Genomic DNA, 18,424 nt, shown 5'->3' with positions numbered 1-18,424 from the left:
GGTCCGAACCGGCCGTCCGGGGTAGCGAACCGGCCGTTCTTGGCCCGGTCGGCAGTAGTCGTCCCGGTGCGGTGCGTACCAGGATGAAAGATGGACGAACCTGTCGGGTGTAAGTACGTCCCGACATATACATGTCTGTGGGAGGGCTGTCGATGCCGTTAACCGGTCGTGAATCGGAGCTGGCTCGGCTGAACGGGCTGATGGGACGGGCCGGCGGCGGCGCACCGGTGATCGTCGCGGTGCGCGGCGAACGGGGCGTCGGCAAGTCGGCGTTGCTGGCCGAGGCCGCCGCCCGCGCCGAGGAGGCGGGTTTCCGGGTCGCGACCGCCACCGGCGGCCGGGTGTCGTGCGATGCCACGTTCGCGGTGGCCCGCCAGGCACTCGGTGCCCCGGGAAGCGGGCCCGAGACCCTGGACGGGTACGTCGCACGCGGCCGCGCGGTCCTGGCGCTGTCGCCCCTCGCGCTCTTCGTCGACGACCTCGCCGGCACGGACCCTTCGTCGGCGCGCTGGCTGGCGGCCATGGCCTCGCTCGACCGTCCCGTACCGCTGCTGATCGTCGGCGCGGTCGGCGACGGCGAGGGGGACGGCCGGCCGGACGAGGTGGCCGAACTCCTCGCGCGCGCCGAGCACATCGAGCTGGCGGGCCTGCCGGAGGACGAGATCGCGGGGTTCGCCGCCGACCGGTGCGGCGTCACGCTCGACGCCGCCGCGGCCGCCGTGTGCCTGGAGCAGACCGGCGGCAACCCGGGCCTGCTGCTGGCCCAGCTGGCCGGCCGCCCCGGCACGGCCGTCTCGGCACGGGAACTGCGTGGCGCGGCCGGGCCCGAGGTGCTGCGATGTACGCGGCGGTGGCTCGACGACCTGCCCCGACCAGCCCTGGCCATGGCCAGGGCTGTCGCGGTCCTGGGCGACAGCGCGGAGGTCGCCTACGCCGCCGTGCTGGCCGAGCTGCCGATGCCGGACGCGCTCCGGGCGATCGACACCCTCGTCGAACGGCAGGTTCTCGCCAACCGGGTGCCGCCGGCCTTCCGGTACCCGCTGCTGGGCAGCGCCGTGCTCGCCGGCATGCCGGTCGGCTCCCGGATCGGCGCGCACCTGCGGGTGGCCGGGATCCTGCGCGACGAGCAGCGGGGGGCGGAACAGGTGGCCCGGCAGCTCGCGGCCGCCGGCCCGACCGGGCTGGACTGGGCGGTCGAGCCGCTGCGGACGGCGGCACGCAAACTGCTGCACGAGGGGAAGGCCGACGAGGCGAGCCGCTACCTGCGGTGCGTGCTGCGCGACCGGCTGCCCGCCGACGTGCGGTCCGCGGTACGCCGCGAACTCGCCGAGGCCGAGACGTTCGTCGACCCCGACCTCGCGCTGAGCGAACTGGACGCCGTGCTGCGCGAGACCGAGGACCCCGAGGTCTGCGCCGAACTGGCCCTGGACGTGGCCGCCATGCTGGTCGACCGGGCCAGGCCGGCGGACGCCGTGTCCGTACTGGACGAGACGGCAGGCCGCATGGGCACCGGCCACCCGGCGGCCGTCCGCAAGCTGACGCTGAGGAGGGCGACGGTTTCCCTGCTGGACCCGGCGGGCCCCTCCGAGGCGGCCCGCCGGCTGGCGGACGAGCCGGCCGCCGAGCCGTGCAGGGAACTGGCCAACCTGCGGGCCGCGCTCGCCTGCGACCGGGGAACGGACCGGGCAGCGGCCCTCGCCCACGCCCGGGAGGCGCTGACCGGCACCGGGAGCGATCTCGGGCGCATCTGGCAGAGCTGTGCGGTGCTGATCCGCGCCGACGAGCTGACCGAGGCCCGCGCCCACTGCTGGCGGTCCGGCAGGCTCAGCCGCGCGGTGTCCAGCCGGCGGTCCTGCCTGACGGCGGACATCTTCCGCGCCAAGATCTGCCGGGTCACCGGGGACCTGCCGGGCGCCGTCGCGATTCTGCGGCCGGTGGTCGAGGAGATGCGCCCCAGCACCAGCGCGCTGCCCATCATCTCTGGTATGGCGGTGGCCGCGCTGGTGGAGGCGCTGGCGCTGTCCGGCGCCGGTGACGAGGCGGCGGCGCTGCTGGCCGAGGTCGGCCCCGCGGAACACGGGCCGGACGGCGACCTGTGGGAACGGTACGAGGAACCGTATCTGCTCGCGGCCAGGGCGGCCCTGCGGCAGCAGTGCGGCGCACCGGACCTGGCGGCCGAGGACCTGCTCGCCGCGGGGCGGCAGCTGAGCCGCAGGGGCGTCGTCAGCCCGGCGGTCCTGCCGTGGCGGTCCCGCGCCGCGCTCGCGCTGGTCGCCGGCGGCGCGGCCGACCGGGCCGAGCCCCTGGCCCGCGAGGAACTGGAGGCCGCCTGCCGCTGGGGGACGCCGCGCGCGATCGGCACCGCCCGGCACGCACTGGCCATGACCCGGCAGGGCGAGGCCCGGCTGACGATGCTGACCGAGGCGGTGCGGCACCTCGAAGCCTCACCCGCCCGGCTGGAGCTGGCGGCGGCCAGGGCCGATCTGGGCGCGGCGCTGCACGACGCGGGGCGGCCGGCCGACGCGCACCGCGCGTTCGCGGCGGCGCTCGCCCTGGCCGGCGAGTGCGGTGCCGGGCCGTTGGTCGAGCGGCTGCGGGAGGTGCCGGAGCCGGCGCCGGCGTACGAGGCGCCGGTCCGCTCGCACCCGCTGCTGACACCGCAGGAGGTGAAGATCGCCGGGCTGGCCCGCAGCGGCCACACCAACCGGCAGATCTCCCAGATGCTGTTCCTGACCATGCGGACGGTGGAGTTCCATCTCTCCGGCGTCTACCGGAAACTGGGCATCTCAGGCCGCCAGGAACTGGCCGCCGCGATCCCGGCGACACCGTCCGAGCAGCCGCCCGACAGCCAGGCGGCGCCGGGTGGGCTCGCCCTGGAGCGGGCCCGCGCACACCACGCGGTACCGCTCAGGAGGCCGAGGTCCGCGACAGGTCGGTGACGATCCGCCCCGCCAGGAAGCGCAGCTGGTTCTCCTGGTCCAGCGTCAGGCCGAGGCGGTTGTTGGCCAGGTGCACGCAGCGCAGCAGCGTCAGCGTGGTGGCGGGGTGCGGCAGCGCGGCCAGGTCGGGGCCTTGGGCCAGGGGAGTACGCGCCCGTTCGGAAGTGAAGGCGCCGGAGTCCTCCCAGCCGCTGAGCCGGTCCCGCAGCGTGCGTACCGAGCGCAGCCAGTGCGCCTGCGGGGTCGCGCCCGCCGGTTCGGGCGCGAGCCGCCACACCCGCAGCGCCCGTTCCCGCAACTGCTCCCGGCGCGCCCGGTAGTGCGCTTCGGTGTCGGCGGGTTCGGCGCCGCGGGCGAAGGGGATGAGCGGCTGCCCGCTGTCGACCCACTGCGTGCGCAGGTCGTCGCAGAGGGCCAGTACGCCCAGCATCAGGTCCAGGCCGACCAGGGCCCGCTGCCGACTCGTCGTCCCGGCCGCCACGAGTGCCAGGGCCAGTTCGCTGGACTCCTGGAAGTGCTCCTCGGTGGCGGCCATGGCGGTGCCGTGGCCGTACACCTCGTGCTCGCGCCGGTACGGCAGGAACTCGACCGTGTTGTTCGGGCGCAGTACCCGGTCGTGCTCCGGCATGCCTTCCATGGCGGCCAGTTCGCCGGCCAGCGCGCGGTAGCGTGCGCGGTCCACGGTGTCCGGCGCCGGGCTGCTTTCGAGGAAGGCGCCCACCGACGCGACGGTGCGCCGCCGTAGCTCGGCCGCGGCTTCCGTGCCGGTGGGCAGCAGGCGCAGCCGCACGTGCGGGCCGCCCTCCCAGTACCGCAGGAAGAAGTAGCGGTGCAGCAGCCCGTCGGCGAAGAGGCCGGCGACCAGCGGCCGTACGCAGCCGGCCAGCAAGGCGTCGTGTCCGGTGTCGTAGAAGACGTGGGCGCACACCCAGTCGGACGCGCCGGCGGTGACCGGGTCCACCGTGCGGTCAGTGGCGGGCATGCTCTCCGACCTCCACCAGGTATTCGGTGACGCGGGCCCCCGCGTCGCCGTAGTGCGGCGCGGTGGCCGGGTCGGGCAGTGCCTCCTGGAGGAACAGCAGATTGCCCTCCTCGGCGAGCATCCGCTCGAACAGCCCGACCAGCAGCAGGTTGGCGAAGTCGATGTAGAGCGGTTTGCGCGACTTGAGCTGCCATACGTTGCCGCCGGTCAGCGAGGACGGGTCCAGCGCGCGGACGAAGCAGCGGTCGGGTACGCCGTGTTCGCGGAGCCACGAGGCCAGCCGCAGCAGGTAGCGGCCGTCCGCCTCGCCCCTGGCCCGCACCGGCGCGTCGCCGGTGCGGAAGACCCACTGGCGGCGGCTGACCGTGACCGTGCCGATCGTGATCCTGGGCTCGCGCAGCACACCGTGCGCCGCGGCGGGGGGGATGTCGCCGAACATCCGGCGGCCGGGGATGAGCAGGGTCGGCGTGTCGCCGAACGCCTGGATCAGCAGCCGCATCGCCGGCGGCAGCCAGAACTCCGCGATCAGGCTGGGGTGCACGGGCCGGACCTGGCAGTCCCGGGTACGCGACCACAGCACGAGCAGGTCGGGCCCGGGGTCGTGGCGCACTTCGAGGTCGCGCAGCGGGATGCGCCGCCCCGCGGGACGCGGGCCCGTCGCGCCGGGGTAGTCGATCTCGTCGGGTACGGCCGGCTCGCGCAGGCCCACGTTGCTGCCGTAGTGGCGGCAGGTGTCCGCGAGCACCACGCCCTTGGGCGAGCGGACCGGTTCGCCGGCCACGGTGACGCCGGCCTGGCCCAGCAGCCGGCGGATCCGGTCGCGGCCCCGCCCGTGTCCGGCGTTGACCGCGTTGACCACGAACCCGTCCGTGCCACCGTGTTCGCCGGTGACCTGCCCGTAGAACGCGACCGACCCGGGCGCGCGCAGCCACTCGGGCCAGCCGTCGGCCAGTGCGGACAGCCGGCCGGGATCGACCCGTACCACCCCGTCGGCGTCCGGCTGCCCGTCCAGCGCGGCGCCGGTCAGCTCGTCGCGTATGCGCAGCAGTTCCTTGATGCGCGGCAGCGGGCTGTCGGCGAGCGGCGCATATCCGTGCTGCGAGACCGACAGCAGGCCGGACAGCCGCTCGTCCGCGCGCAGTTCTTCCTGCACGGCGCGGTGGAACGCGAGGAACGGTACGCCCGCGCCGGTTCCGAAGCGGTCGGTGAACAGCCGGGCCAGGGCCACGCGGCCGGGCAGCGCGGGGTCGAGCGCCGCGTAGCAGCGCCGGACGGTGTCCAGGTCCCGCAGCACCGGCTCCCACTCCTGCCGGTCCTGGCCGGCGGGCGGCCCGACGAGCAGGGCGTTCTCGATGATGTGGTTCTTGGCCGGCACGGTGACGCGCCCCGGCGCGAGGTGTGCGGCGAGCCCGTCCAGCGCCCGGTGGATCTCGCGGTTGCGCCGGGCGCGGTCGTCCGGACCGGTCAGCTCCGGATAGCCCGCCAGCAGCGTGGCCACCTCCTTGAGCCGGGCGGACACCTCCGCCAGCGCCGGCCCGCCGGTGTCCACCCACTCCCGCAGTGCGGCGAGCGGATCCGCCGCCTGCTCGGAGAACGGCGCCACCACCTCCAGCAGGCCGAGGTCGGTCAGCCGCTCGACATAGCGCGCGGCCTGCTCGGGGCCGGCGCCGCTGCGCTCCTCCAGGTGCGCCACCACGTCGCGGCGCAGCCGGCCGCCGTCGACGGCGACGAAGTCCAGGCAGGCCAGGACCGGCGCGGACATCGGCAGGGTGCGCAGCGGCTCCTCCTCGCCCGGCCCCAGGAACTCCCAGTGCCCGTCGGCCGGCCGTGCACTCGGGTTGACCCGCAGCCGTGCGGTGGCCGCCAGGGCGGGATGCTCGCGCAGTTGCCGGACGAGCTGCTGGACGACCCACAGGTTGATCTCGACGGTGTCGCGCACCGCGAGGCCGCGCGAGGCGGTGCGCGGCCCGTCCCAGCGGCCGAGCCCGCTGATGGTGAAGGTGCTGAACGGGCTGGTCTTGGCCGCCACCCGGGACAGGTACTTGGCCAGCCGCAGCGCGAGTTTCCGGTCCGGCGGGCTGTCCTCGGGACGTCCCAGCCACTTGCCGAGCTGCTCGTGGAGCACCGGGCTGCCCTGGATCAGACCGTGCCGGAACACCGGGTGGCCGGCCGCCTGCCGCAGCGCCGCGTGCCGGGCGGGCGCGTCCTGGGTGAGCAGGACGTCCAGCCACGCGAGGTCCTGGCGGTGGGCCGCCAGCAGGTCCGCCCACTGCTTGACGTCCGCCGCCAGCTCGGCGGGCAGCGCGGCGCGCACCTCGTCGTTCCAGCAGCGCGCGGCGGGCAGCCGCTGGTTGTGGACGGAACGGCGCAGTGCGACCAGCGCCGGTTTGGCGGCCGGGTCGCGCCCGATCAGCTCGTACAGCGCGTCGGACAGTTTCTCGCCTCGCTCGGTCAGTTCCCGCTCGCTGTCGAGTAGCGCGCCGATCCGGCGCCACACCTCGGTCGACCGCAGCCCGTCCAGCACCGACACCGGCAGACCGCCGATGCGTACGCCGAATGTGTCCGCGACCTGGAAGCCACTCATCACTGTTCCTGCCTTCACGTACGGGTTCACGGGAACGGGTGCGGATGCGGATTGACGTCCGCCGGCTCCAGCGGTCCGTTCCGGTACCCGAGCCTGGCCGGCAACTCGCGCAGCCGCGGCAGGCCGTGGGTACGGCGCATCCGGTGCCCGAAGGTCATCGGCAGCAGCCCTGGAATGATCACCTTCGCGCAGGCGAACCCGGCGGCGCGGTGTTCGTCGGTGCTCTGGTCGACCACGATGACGTCCAGACCACGGCTGGTGAAACGTTCGACCACCTCGGCCAGGTCCTCGCGCAGGTCGTCGCCGCGCGGCCGGCACGTCGCACGGGCGAACGCCTCGGCCACCGGCTGCTCCGCGTCTTCGCCCGGCAGGAAGGCGAACCGGTCGTACGCGTCCGGGTGGCAGTACAGCAGTGCGTGGTCGCGCATCTCGCGCACCGTGTACGGATCGGCGACCATCCCCGCGATCCTGCGCAGCTCCTCGCGGTAGGCGGCGCGGTTCCAGCCCAGGTTGGCGGTGAGCTCCAGCAGGCCGTTGAGCAGTGCCTGTTCGGGGTCGAAGTGGGCGCCGGCCGCACAGATCGCGGCGGGCTCCGGCCCCCCGCCAGGGTGTACGGCCATCACCCACGAGGTCGCGATGCCGTGCTCGGGCGTGGTGGCGAAGGCGGCGACCCGGTGCCCGCTCTCCTGCCGTATCCGCTCGGCCAGCAGCTTGACCGCCGGCTCGGAGACGGTGGCCAGGTCCACGCGCGGCACCGGCAGCCGGGCGTACCAGGTGAGCAGGAACGCGTCCCGCTCGGCCAGCTCCAGGATGCCGTGCAGCGCGGCCTCCTCCAGGCAGCCGCCCAGGGCGCAGCCGTTGGACACCTCGTAGGCCAGCGGGCGCGCCGAGGAATTCCCGTGCCGGGTCCGGTAGTAGGCGTAGTCCTCTGGCACGAGCACGGGCTCGCCGCGGCCGAAGGAGTGCCCCCACACCCAGTTGATCTCCAGGTCCGGGGTGAACACGGGGTAGGGGAACTCCGGGTCCTCGTACCGGTCCGGCGGGTACAGGCCCAGGTCGGTCGGGCAGACCGCACGGTCGGCGACCTCCCGGTAGCCCGCGCGCACCGTCGTGCGCCGGCCGCCGGGCCGCGCCCCGCCCAGCCGCTCCAACGCCTCGGCCAGCGCGGTACGTTCGCAGCCGCCGTAGTCCAGACCGCGGCCGAACCCCGCTTCCTGGATGCCGTCGGGCAGCCGCAGCGGCGCGGACACCATGGGGTACGCGTAGTCCGTCCGGACGTCCAGCTGCCGGACGATGCCGGTGTGCCCGTCCACGTAGGTGCGGAGCAGGCCGTCCCAGTCCGTGTCCAGGCTGCGGACGCGGTAGACGTCCGGGGCCAGTTTGGGGCGCGGCGTGTCCATCATCACCGGCGGCCGGTCGTCGGGCAGGCGGCCGCACCGGGAACAGCAGGGGTCGGGCAGGAACGGGTGCCGGTCGGCGGTGAGCGTGGCCAGCCCGATCATCGTGACCGCGTTGCGGGTGCCGGCACGTTCCGGGTCGTCGAGTACGGCGGCGGCCTCGGCCGCCACGACCGCGGCGACCGCGTCGCGGGTCCAGGCCGACAGCAGCGGCGACGGCCGGGAGGCCAGCCGGTCGCCGTGGCGGCGCAGCAGTTCGGCGCGCGGGCTGGCGGGCCCCAGTGCGCGGTCCCTGCGGGTACGGGCGCACTGCGCGCATCCCGGCTGCCCCGGCAGCACCAGCGGTCCGATGACGACGTTGCCCAGCTCCACCCGGACCGGCAGCCACGGCAGCGCCGGGTTGCCCGCCTGAACGGTGTCCTGCCAGCCGTCGTCGGCGGTGAGCACCCCGGCGCAGCGGCCGCCGCCCTCGCCTGCCAGCAGCTGACGGCGGGAGAGCTCGGTGCGGACCGCGTGCGCGAGCAGGCCCTCGCCGCGTACCGCGAGACCGGTCGGCCGATCCGGCACGTTCGCCTCCTTGGTTCTTCGGGTCGGTCGTGGTGACACCGGTTGTCCAGCGGTACCGGGCCGTGCCCGGCGCCGAAGCGCCGGACACGGCCCGGCCGTGTCACCGGATCAGCAGCAGCAACAAGAGCAGCAGCTCGCCGGCGAGCCCTGCGAGGTGCAGTTGGATGCGCCGATCTCGACCATCGCGTGACCGACGTTGATCGACTCCAGGGTGGAGCCGGGGGCGGTCGGCAGGATGTCGAGCTGGTCCACGCTCAGGTCGTCGAGGTCCAGTACCAGGTTCGCGTCCATGTCGTGTCCCTCCTTCCTCTGTGGGTGACGGTTGCGGACGGCGGTCGCCCGCTGTCCGAGCCGATTGTGTGATCCGCGGGGGCCCCGGGTCTCTACGGACGGCCCGTAGGATCTGCGGGCACCGGGCGCCCTACGGTGCCTGTGGTCACCAGTCCAGCGGGGGCTCGTACTGGGACGTGGCCTGCCGCCGGCCCAGCACGATGGCGAACACGGGCACCTGCGCGTCGCCGCCGCTGCCGATCAGCTCCCGGACGACCCGGTCGTCGTAGCCGTTGGTGATCCGGGCCGACAGCCCCTCGGCGGCGGCCAGCACACTGATCCGCTGGGCCGCGATGCCGGCCTCGTGGTGCAGGATGCGGTAGCCGCGGTCCCCGAACCGGCGGGCGCCCTCGTACCGGTCCACCGAGAGGAAGACGACCGCGTTCGCGCGCGCCGTGTTCACCGAGGGCGTGCGGTCGCACAGCATGGCCACCGTGGGCCGCCCATCGCGTCCTGGCACGGGCACGAGCGCGGGCGCGGGGTCCAGCCGGTACAGCCCGGCGGCCGGGCCCGTGGTGTGGAGGGCGAGTACGTGGCAGTCCACCAGCGGCGGCAGCGGCGCCTCGCGGTGGTCGGACGGCACCGGTTCCAGCGCGTACCTGAGGAGGTCCGCGAGCTGCCGCTCGGGCAGCGGAGCGCGGGCCGGCTGGAACATCCGCCCACCCGAGTCCCGCCGGCGCAGCGCGTCGCCCAACTCGACGCTCTCCGGCGGCCGGACGTCCTCCGCGAACGGCACGGCCCGGCCGGGCACGGGCAGGTGGAACGGTGCCGGGTCGACCGGCGCCGGCCGCGCGTCGCCGGTGAGCCGGGCGGCGTGGTCCAGCGCGGCCAGCCGCGACCAGCGCGCCGCGTCCTCCCCGCAGGTACGCACGTGTTCCGTGACGAGCGGCGGCAGTCCCGGCGCCGGCCGGGCGCCCACGGCGTCCCGCGTACCGACCTCCAGCACGGCGAACGCGGTCTCCTCCGCGCCGTCGACGCCCAGCGCCCGGTTCACCGGCTCGTCGGGGAACCGGTGGTGCACGCGGGCGTCCAGGCCGAGCGCGCCCGCCACCAGCAGCGCGTTGCCGATGACCATGCCGCACTCCTGGGCGCACAGCCGGTAGGCGTAGTCGCGGTACCGGAACGCGGTCTTGCGGAAGTACGCGGTCAGCACGACCAGCGCGGCCGTGTCCCGTCGCGCGCCCGCCACCGCCGCCCGCAGCTCGTCCGGCACCCCGCCGGACCGCAGCGCGGTCAGCGCGTGGTGGACCGGGTCGTAGTGGTAGCACCCCGCCGGCACGTCACCGGTGTCGCCGTTCAGCCACACGTACAGTTCCACCGGGTAGAAGCAGCGCGCGGAGGCGACCAGCCGGTGGTAGGGCCAGGCCGACTGCGGTCCCAGCTCGATCCGGCCGAAGCCGTACGTGTGGTGCAGCAGCGCGGACAGTGCGCTCCCGTCCCAGGGCCTACGCGGCGGGCCCCCGGGGTGCCGGTCGCGGAAGCCGGGGAAGGACCAGCGCGCGTCGCCGACGCGCCGGGGCGGCGGCGCCAGCACATGGCGGGGCAGCCCGCGGTACGTCTTGCTCGGCAGCGGATCGTCAGGGCCGCCCTCGGAACCGTGCCCCTCGGCGAAGAGCTCCTGCACGCCCTCGAAGGTGTCGTACCAGAACCGCAGCCCCAGCGTGCCGGCCCGGCCGTCGGAGACCTCGGTCATCCGAGCACCACCCGGACGATGTACGGCAGCACCTCGTGCACCGCCGGATCGTGGTCGAGCGGCACCACGACCGGCGGCTTCCCCCGGGACGCCAGCGCCTCGACCAGCGCGGGCAGTTCCGCACCGGCCGGTACGGCTGCACCGGCTGCCTCCCCGGGCGGCGCGCCGAGGCCGGATTCCGGCGCCGGAGCGTACGCTGCCTCACCGGTCAGCCCGGACTGCCGGTCCAGCAGGGCCAGTTCCAGCCCGTCGGTCACCGCGCCGGGGCCGCAGGTCACCCCGACCGGCCGGCCCCCCTGCCACCAGGCCAGCACCGGCACGCCGAGCCCGGCGCCGACGTCGGCGGCCACCACCTCGCCGTCCGCCGCACGCAGCATGTCCAGATGACGGCGGCCGGCCTCCTCCAGCGGCGCGCCCGCCACGTCCAGCGGGACCGCTTCGACGACACCCCGCCGTACGTCCTCGACCGCCAGCCGCGCACACTGCTGCGCGACCGCCGCGGTGACCGCCTCCGTCCAGTCCAGGGCGGCGGCCACGCCGGGACCGGGCACGAACACGTCGTCGGCCGGCACCGCCGTGACCTCCTTGCCGACCAGGTCCCAGCCCCGCACCGAGCCGTCGTCGGCGAACCGCCGCGGGTCGGGCGCCGTCACCGCGTACCGGGCCAGACCGCGCAGCGCGGCCCGCTGCCGGGCCTCGGCGAAGCCGGTGCCCCAGCCGAAGACCCGCTCGCCGGTCCCCTCGGGGCGCACCGCCTCGGTCACGTTCAGCGGCAGCTGTGTGAAATCGCCTTCCTCCAGCGCCCGCAGTACCCCCGTGTACCGGTCGAAGCAGGTCGCGGCACGCGCGGAGAACTCCTCCCCGCTCAACGGGGCGGCCGAGCCGAGCCGTTCGACGCGCTGCCCGAACTCCTCCGCACTCTCCTCCGGCGCGTCCGCGGCGGAGGGGTGCGGGAGGAAGGAGTGCGTCGAGGTGCGCAGTGTCTCCAGGTCGATCCGGGTCAGCGTGGCCCGCTCGTCGTCCCGCGCGCCCGTCAGCGCGGTGAAGCACGCCAGGCCCAGGTGACTTGCGACCACGGCGGCGGCCGGCCCGGTGAGGAAGGCGTTGGGCCGGGACGGCTCCGGCGCCGCCAAGCGCTGCCAGGCCGACGCCCAGGCGGCGCCGGACGGGCCCAGCCATGCGACGTCGTCCAGCACGACGCCTTGCACGAGCAGCCGGCCCGCCTGTTCGCACAGCCGGTGCAGCCGCACGGCCCGGTCCGCCACCGGCGCCGAGGACACGTGGACGACGGCGTCGGCACCGTCCAGCGCCTTCACGAGCTCCTCGTCGGAGTCGTCGGACAGGACCGTCCGGATCAACTCCTGGTCCGGATCGCGCCGCACGGCCTCACCGGTCAGCTCGGCCAGCCGGTCCTCGTCGGTGGGGAACTCCGGGGTGCACGCCGCGCGCAGCCTGCGGACACCCGAGTGCAGCGCCGACGAGATCAGCGCCGTGAACGCGGGCCCGGCGCCCAGCACCACCACCGAGCTGTTCCGGTACGTCTCGAAGCGCCGGGCCGCCGAGCCGCGGTAGTACTCGACGAAGGCGATCTCGGCCGCGTACGTCTCCAGTTCACGGGGCGTCAGGCCGTGCGGCTCGTCCTCCTCCGCGTCGGTCAGGCAGCCGCCGTCCTCCAGGCGCCGCAGCAGTGCCGCGACCACGGCACGCTTGTCGTCCGGCAGCCCGTTCAGCAGGCCGTCCAGGGTGGTGGTGCCGTTCAGGTGCGGCGCCAGCCGGTCCACCCACTGGTAGATGGCGCCGCCCCGCAGTTCGAGGTTGGCGCCGGCGCCGAACAGGTGCACCCCGTCTGCGGTGGGCACGTACAGCACGTCGGGCTTGAGTTTCGGTCGCATCGTCTGTCCTCGGGGTCGGCGGCTCGCCCCCGAGTGTCACCACCGCCCGCGACACCCGTCTCTACGGGCGCACCGTAGAACGACCACAGTGCTGCGCACGCCGGTGCCCCAGTGGTTGTCGGCGCCGGGGAACGCCCGCCGGCGTGTCCCGCCGTGCGCCGTATTTGAGTACACCGTACGCGGAAAGTGTGGCAGAGTACGGCCACACGACGGGGGCCGGCGGCTGCTGCCCGCCCTCGGTCGTGCCGACCGTTCGAGGCGCCACCGTCCGGCCGCCGCACCGAAGGAGAAGGAACCCGTCATGCCTGCTGCCCCCGCGAGCCCCCAGCCGGCCGCCGCCGACCTGCACCACGTGATCCAGGTTCGCGGCGCGCGGGAGAACAACCTGGCCGACGTGTCGCTGGACCTGCCCAAGCGGCGGCTCACCGTCTTCACCGGAGTCTCCGGATCGGGCAAGTCGTCGCTGGTCTTCGGCACCATCGCCGCCGAGGCCCAGCGGCTGATCAACGAGACGTACACCGCTTTCGTCCAGTCCTTCATGCCGAGCGCGGGCCGCCCGGACGTGGACGAACTGCGCAACCTGAGCGCCGCGATCATCGTCGACCAGGAGCGGATGGGCGCCAACTCCCGTTCCACCGTGGGCACCGCCACCGACGCGTACACCATGCTGCGGATCATTTTCAGCCGCCTCGGAACTCCTCACATCGGCACCTCCAGCGCCTTCAGCTTCAACAGCGCCGAGGGCATGTGCCCCGAGTGCGAGGGGATCGGCCAGGTCTCGACGATCGACGTCGACCAGCTCGTGGACCGGGAGCTCTCCCTCGACGAGGGCGCCGTCACGGTGCCCAACTTCGCCGTGGGCTCCTGGTACTGGCAGGTCATGGCGGGCTGCGGCTTCTTCCCGCCGGACAAGAAGCTCAAGGACTACACCGACCAGGAGTGGCAGGACTTCCTCCACAAGCCCGCGACCAAGGTGAAGGCCGCCGCCCTCAACACGACGTACGAGGGGCTCGTCACCAAGGTCCAGCGGCTCTTCCTGTCCAAGGACCGCGACGCGCTGCAACCCCACATCCGGGCCTTCGTGGACCGGGCGGTGACCTTCGCCGAATGCCCTGCCTGCGGCGGCGCCCGGCTGAGTGCCGCCGCGCTGTCCTGCACCGTCAACGGCGTCAGCATCGCGCGGTGCTCGGCCATGCAGATCAGCGATCTCGCCACGTTCCTGCGCTCGGTCGACGACCCGTCCGTGGCGCCGCTCCTCGCCAACCTGCGGCACCTGCTCGACTCCCTGGTGGAGATCGGCCTCGGCTACCTGAGCCTGGACCGGCCCGCGGGCACCCTCTCCGGCGGCGAGGCGCAGCGCGTCAAGATGGTGCGGCACCTCGGCTCCAGCCTGACCGACGTCACGTACGTCTTCGACGAGCCCACCGTCGGACTGCACCCGCACGACATCCAGCGGATGAACGGCCTGCTGCTGCGCCTGCGCGACAAGGGCAACACGGTGCTGGTCGTCGAGCACAAGCCGGAGGTCGTCACGATCGCCGACCACGTCGTGGACCTCGGACCGGGCGCGGGCACGGACGGCGGCCGGATCTGCTACTCGGGGGACGTGCCGGGGCTGCGCGCCTCCGGGACGCTGACCGGGCGGTACCTGGAGCACCGGGCCGGGCTGCGCGAGCCGGTGCGCACGCCCCGCGGCACCCTCGCGATCGAGGGCGCCGACCGGCACAACCTGCGCGACGTCAGCGTGGGGATACCCCTGGGAGTGCTGACCGTCGTCACCGGGGTCGCGGGCTCCGGCAAGAGTTCGCTCATCCACGGGTACGTCGCGGGGCGCGAGGGCGTCGCCGTCGCCGACCAGTCGCCGATCCGCGGTTCGCGCCGCTCCAACCCGGCCACGTACACCGGCCTGCTGAACCCGGTCCGTACCGCCTTCGCCAAGGCCAACGGCGTCAAGGCGGCACTGTTCAGCGCCAACTCCGAGGGCGCCTGCCCGCACTGCAACGGCATCGGGCTCGTCTACACCGACCTTGCCATGATGGCGGGGGTGGCGTCCGTGTGCGAGGAGTGCGAGGGCAAGCGCTTCACGCCGAAGGTGCTCACGTACAAGCTGCGCGGCAAGGACATCAGCGAGGTGCTGGCGATGTCCGTGGCGGAGGCGCACGCGTTCTTCCCCTCCGGGCAGGCGCACGCCATCCTCGGGCGGCTCGCCGACGTGGGGCTGGGGTACCTGCGGCTCGGCCAGCCGCTCAGCACCCTCTCCGGCGGCGAGCGGCAGCGCATCAAACTGGCCATCCACATGAACGAGAAGGCGACGACGTACGTCCTGGACGAGCCCACCACCGGCCTGCACATGGCCGACGTCGACCAGTTGCTCGCGCTGCTCGACCGCTTGGTGGACGACGGCAACTCGGTCGTCGTCATCGAGCACCACCAGGCGGTGATGGCGCACGCGGACTGGATCGTGGACCTCGGCCCCGGCGCCGGCCACGACGGCGGCCGCGTCGTTTTCGAGGGCACCCCCGCCGACCTCGTCGCCACGGGCGACACGCTGACGGCCCGGCACCTGCGGGAGTACGTCGGACGGCAAGAGCCCCGCCCGTACGCGTGACCGGGGCGGCTGCCCGTCCAACCGGTTGCGGTTGACCAGGTTCGGAGGGCGCCGGAAAGTGGGGGAGCACGGCCCCAGGCGCGGCGGCGGAAGCCGCCCACCAGACTCGGCGCCGGTCTCCGGACCCCCTCCACCGAGGCCGGCGCCGACCTCGGGAAGGGGATGCCAGGATGCTGCCGTGACATCTCCTGAGAACGCATATCACGGCAGGCTGGGCGATTACTTCGCCGGGCTGGCCGGCACCAGCCCCTACAACGCCTGCGTCGACCGGCCGGCGGTGCTGGACCTCGCGGGCGAGGTCGCCGGCTTATGGCTCCTGGACGCCGGGTGCGGCGCCGGGCACTACACGGCGGACCTGCTGGACCGGGGAGCCCGTGTCACCGGGATCGACGGCAGCGCGACGCTGCTGCGGCACGCCCGCGAGCGGGTGGGCGACCGGGCCGAGCTGCGGCTGCACGACCTGGAGGCGCCCCTCGACTTCGCCGGTGACGCCGTCTTCGACGGAGCCGTGTGCGCGCTGGTCTACCACCACGTCGCGGCGCGGGCCCGGCTGCTGGCCGAGCTCCGGCGCGTACTGCGTCCCGGCGGGTGGCTAGTGCTGTCCACCACCCATCCCACGGCCGAGTGGCTGTACCACGGCGGCTCCTACTTCGACGGGACCTGGGTGGACGCCAAGCTCCCCGACCCCTCGATGACCATCCGCTACCAGCGCATGACCCTGCAGGCCCTCATGGAAGAGTGGCTATCCGCCGGCTTCGTCCTGGAACGCCTCGTCGAGCCGCGCCCCCTGCCCCGGCTGCGGGAAACCGACGAAGCCCGGTACGAGAAGCTGTGCCGCGAGCCCAGCTTCCTGGCCGTACGGCTCCGGGTCCCGGCCTGACCCGGGGCGGGCACCGCCTTCTTCCCGGCCGGGGCACCGCCTTCCGTCCGCCCGGGCCCCGCGGGTGACCCGCGTCTCACCTGCCCGTGGCCGCTTGTCTATGCAACTCGTTGCATAGAAGGATCGGGGCATGGCGCTCGAACACGCGATCCTCGTCTCCCTGCTGGAGAAGCCGGGCTCCGGCTACGAGCTGGCCCGGCGCTTCGAGCGGTCCATCGGCTACTTCTGGACCGCCACCCACCAGCAGATCTACCGCGTGCTCAAGCGCATGGAGGGCGACGGCTGGGTCGACGTCCGCGAGGTGCCGCAGCAGGCCCGGCCGGACAAGAAGGAGTACTCCGTCGCCGCCCTCGGCCGGACCGCCCTGTCCCGGTGGCTGCACGAACCGATCGAGCCCGAAAGCGTGCGGCACGACCTCGCGGTGAAGATCCGCGGCGCCGCCTTCGACGACCCGGCGGCACTGATCCGCGAGGTCGAGCGGCACCATCAGGCGCACACCGACCGGCTCACGCACTACCTCGCGGGGGAGCTTCGCGACTTCACCGGACCCGAGGCTCCCGCGGCGCCCGACGCCGGGCAGCAGCTCCAGCACGTCGTGCTGCGCGGCGGCATTGCGTACGAGCGCATGACGATCGCCTGGCTGGAGGACGTGCTGGCCACCCTCCACGCCTTGCGGCCCGAGCAGCCCTGAACCGGATCGCCGGGCCGGCCGCCCGCCGCGCCGGCGACCCAGGGCCGAACCCCTGCCCCCTCTTCCCACCCACCCTCGTCCCGAAAGGCGGACCTCATGGCCGACCCGCTGCTCTTCAACCCGCACACTTACGACCCGGCGCACTTCGACCCCGAGACGCGCAGGCTGCTGCGCGCCACCGTCGACTGGTTCGAGGGCCGCGGAAAGCGCCGGCTGATCGAGGACTACCGCTCGCGCGCCTGGCTGGCGGACTTCCTCGCGTTCTCGGCGAAGGAGGGGCTGTTCGCGACCTTCCTCACCCCGGCCGCCGCCTCCGGCGGGCAGCAGGACAAGCGCTGGGACACCGCCCGGATCGCCGCCCTCAACGAGATCTTCGGCTTCTACGGCCTGGACTACTGGTACGCGTGGCAGGTCACCATCCTCGGCCTCGGTCCGGTCTGGCAGAGCGACAACGCCGCCGCCCGCGCCCGCGCGGCCGAACTCCTCGCCCAGGGCGAGGTGTTCGCCTTCGGCCTGTCCGAGAAGACGCACGGCGCCGACATCTACTCCACCGACATGCTGCTGGAGCCCGACGGCAACGGCGGCTTCCGCGCCAGTGGCGCCAAGTACTACATCGGCAACGGCAACGCCGCCGGCCTCGTCTCCGTCTTCGGCCGCCGCACCGACGTCGAAGGCCCGGACGGCTACGTCTTCTTCGCCGCCGACAGCCGCCACGAGGCGTACCACCTGGTCAAGAACGTGGTCGACTCCTCGAAGTACGTCAGCGAGTTCCGCCTCGACGACTACCCGGTCGGCCCCGACGACATCCTGCACACCGGCCGCGCCGCCTTCGACGCCGCCCTCAACACCGTCAACGTCGGCAAGTTCAACCTGTGCACCGCCTCCATCGGCATCTGCGAACACGCGATGTACGAGGCCGTCACCCACGCCCACAACCGCATCCTCTACGGCCGCCCCGTCACCGCCTTCCCGCACGTGCGCCGCGAGCTGACCGACGCCTACGTCCGCCTCGTCGGCATGAAGCTGTTCAGCGACCGCGCCGTCGACTACTTCCGCACCGCGGGCCCCGACGACCGCCGATACCTCCTCTTCAACCCGATGACGAAGATGAAGGTGACCACCGAGGGCGAAAAGGTCATCGACCTGATGTGGGACGTCATCGCCGCCAAGGGCTTCGAGAAGGACACGTACTTCGCCCAGGCCGCCACCGAGATCCGGGGCCTGCCCAAGCTGGAGGGCACGGTCCACGTCAACCTCGCGCTGATCCTCAAGTTCATGGGCAACCACCTGCTGAACCCGGCCGAGTACGCGCCCGTGCCGACCCGCCTCGACGCGGCCGACGACGCCTTCCTCTTCCGCCAGGGCCCGGCCCGCGGCCTCGGCTCCGTACGCTTCCACGACTGGCGTGCCGCCTACGACGCCTACGCCGAGGTGCCCAACGTCGCCCGCTTCCGCGAGCAGGCGGATGCCCTGTGCGCGTTCGTCACGACCGCCGCACCCGACGAGGCGCAGAGCCGCGACCTCGACCTGCTGCTCGCCGTCGGCCAGCTCTTCGCCCTGGTCGTCCACGGCCAGCTCATCCTGGAACAGGCACGCCTGACGGACCTCGACACGGACGTCCTCGACGAACTGTTCGCCGTCCTCGTCCGCGACTTCTCCGCGCACGCCGTCGAACTCCACGGCAAGGACTCCGCCACCGAGGCCCAGCAGCGCTGGGCCCTGGACGCGGTCCGCCGCCCGGTCACCGACGACGCCCGCTCCGCGCGGGTGTGGGAGCGCGTCGAGGGGCTGGCCGGGACGTACGAGATGGGCGCGTGAAGCAAGCTGCTTTTGGACGAGTGACTCCGGGCCCCTGACCGGC

Annotated in this window: 11 protein-coding genes; 5 read left to right on the top strand and 6 right to left on the bottom strand. The window is 73.7% G+C overall.

What is annotated here, in order from left to right:
* Window positions 1–152: 152 nt before the first annotated feature.
* Window positions 153–2,939, top strand: coding sequence for a LuxR C-terminal-related transcriptional regulator (locus ACH4OW_RS34535; RefSeq protein WP_398032042.1), 2,787 nt, complete (start codon window positions 153–155; stop codon window positions 2,937–2,939).
* On the opposite strand, the gene ACH4OW_RS34530 is transcribed toward ACH4OW_RS34535, so the two are convergent.
* The 6 genes from ACH4OW_RS34530 to ACH4OW_RS34505 all read right to left on the bottom strand — a co-directional run bounded on the left by ACH4OW_RS34530 (window position 2,908) and on the right by ACH4OW_RS34505 (window position 12,384).
* Window positions 2,908–3,921, bottom strand: a complete 1,014-nt coding sequence (locus ACH4OW_RS34530) for a lantibiotic dehydratase C-terminal domain-containing protein (RefSeq protein WP_398032040.1) — start codon at window positions 3,919–3,921, stop codon at window positions 2,908–2,910. The genes ACH4OW_RS34535 and ACH4OW_RS34530 overlap by 32 nt on opposite strands.
* A complete protein-coding gene (locus tag ACH4OW_RS34525) occupies window positions 3,908–6,505 on the bottom strand; it encodes a lantibiotic dehydratase (RefSeq protein WP_398032037.1) in 2,598 nt (865 codons plus the stop codon). Before ACH4OW_RS34525 ends, ACH4OW_RS34530 begins: the two co-directional genes overlap by 14 nt.
* A gap of 26 nt (window positions 6,506–6,531) precedes the next feature.
* Window positions 6,532–8,469 carry a TOMM precursor leader peptide-binding protein gene (locus ACH4OW_RS34520; RefSeq protein WP_398032034.1) on the bottom strand — a complete coding sequence of 646 codons (1,938 nt, stop codon included), beginning with the start codon at window positions 8,467–8,469 and terminating at the stop codon, window positions 6,532–6,534.
* 108 nt (window positions 8,470–8,577) lie between these two features.
* On the bottom strand, window positions 8,578–8,760 hold the full coding sequence (locus tag ACH4OW_RS34515; RefSeq protein ID WP_360134322.1) for a hypothetical protein: 183 nt from the start codon (window positions 8,758–8,760) through the stop codon (window positions 8,578–8,580).
* A gap of 145 nt (window positions 8,761–8,905) precedes the next feature.
* Window positions 8,906–10,492, bottom strand: a complete 1,587-nt coding sequence (locus ACH4OW_RS34510; RefSeq protein ID WP_398032031.1) for a SagB family peptide dehydrogenase — start codon at window positions 10,490–10,492, stop codon at window positions 8,906–8,908.
* Window positions 10,489–12,384, bottom strand: a complete 1,896-nt coding sequence (locus tag ACH4OW_RS34505; RefSeq protein WP_398032029.1) for a hypothetical protein — start codon at window positions 12,382–12,384, stop codon at window positions 10,489–10,491. Before ACH4OW_RS34505 ends, ACH4OW_RS34510 begins: the two co-directional genes overlap by 4 nt.
* A 301-nt stretch (window positions 12,385–12,685) precedes the next feature.
* On the opposite strand from ACH4OW_RS34505, the gene ACH4OW_RS34500 reads away from it, so the two are divergent.
* From ACH4OW_RS34500 to ACH4OW_RS34485, 4 genes are all read left to right on the top strand, one after another.
* Window positions 12,686–14,992 carry an ATP-binding cassette domain-containing protein gene (locus ACH4OW_RS34500; protein ID WP_398032026.1) on the top strand — a complete coding sequence of 769 codons (2,307 nt, stop codon included), beginning with the start codon at window positions 12,686–12,688 and terminating at the stop codon, window positions 14,990–14,992.
* Window positions 14,993–15,170: 178 nt separating this feature from the next.
* Window positions 15,171–15,872, top strand: coding sequence for a methyltransferase domain-containing protein (locus tag ACH4OW_RS34495; protein ID WP_398032023.1), 702 nt, complete (start codon window positions 15,171–15,173; stop codon window positions 15,870–15,872).
* 130 nt (window positions 15,873–16,002) lie between these two features.
* Window positions 16,003–16,563, top strand: a complete 561-nt coding sequence (locus ACH4OW_RS34490) for a PadR family transcriptional regulator (RefSeq protein ID WP_360134307.1) — start codon at window positions 16,003–16,005, stop codon at window positions 16,561–16,563.
* A gap of 96 nt (window positions 16,564–16,659) precedes the next feature.
* Window positions 16,660–18,381 carry an acyl-CoA dehydrogenase family protein gene (locus ACH4OW_RS34485; protein ID WP_398032021.1) on the top strand — a complete coding sequence of 574 codons (1,722 nt, stop codon included), beginning with the start codon at window positions 16,660–16,662 and terminating at the stop codon, window positions 18,379–18,381.
* Window positions 18,382–18,424 lie beyond the last annotated feature (43 nt).

Origin of the sequence: Streptomyces sp. NPDC017056 (assembly GCF_044332485.1) — a bacterium.
Lineage (GTDB): Bacteria > Actinomycetota > Actinomycetes > Streptomycetales > Streptomycetaceae > Streptomyces.
This window is presented reverse-complemented; position numbering and strand designations above follow the sequence as displayed.

Excerpts from the sequence above, each read along its gene's own strand:
- ACH4OW_RS34500 (WP_398032026.1), top strand. The coding sequence starts at position 12,686 with ATGCCTGCTGCCCCCGCGAGCCCCCAGCCGGCCGCCGCCGACCTGCAC.
- ACH4OW_RS34505 (WP_398032029.1), bottom strand. The coding sequence starts at position 12,384 with ATGCGACCGAAACTCAAGCCCGACGTGCTGTACGTGCCCACCGCAGAC.
- ACH4OW_RS34510 (WP_398032031.1), bottom strand. The coding sequence starts at position 10,492 with ATGACCGAGGTCTCCGACGGCCGGGCCGGCACGCTGGGGCTGCGGTTC.
- ACH4OW_RS34490 (WP_360134307.1), top strand. The coding sequence starts at position 16,003 with ATGGCGCTCGAACACGCGATCCTCGTCTCCCTGCTGGAGAAGCCGGGC.
- ACH4OW_RS34535 (WP_398032042.1), top strand. The coding sequence starts at position 153 with ATGCCGTTAACCGGTCGTGAATCGGAGCTGGCTCGGCTGAACGGGCTG.
- ACH4OW_RS34530 (WP_398032040.1), bottom strand. The coding sequence starts at position 3,921 with ATGCCCGCCACTGACCGCACGGTGGACCCGGTCACCGCCGGCGCGTCC.
- ACH4OW_RS34525 (WP_398032037.1), bottom strand. The coding sequence starts at position 6,505 with ATGAGTGGCTTCCAGGTCGCGGACACATTCGGCGTACGCATCGGCGGT.
- ACH4OW_RS34515 (WP_360134322.1), bottom strand. The coding sequence starts at position 8,760 with ATGGACGCGAACCTGGTACTGGACCTCGACGACCTGAGCGTGGACCAG.
- ACH4OW_RS34485 (WP_398032021.1), top strand. The coding sequence starts at position 16,660 with ATGGCCGACCCGCTGCTCTTCAACCCGCACACTTACGACCCGGCGCAC.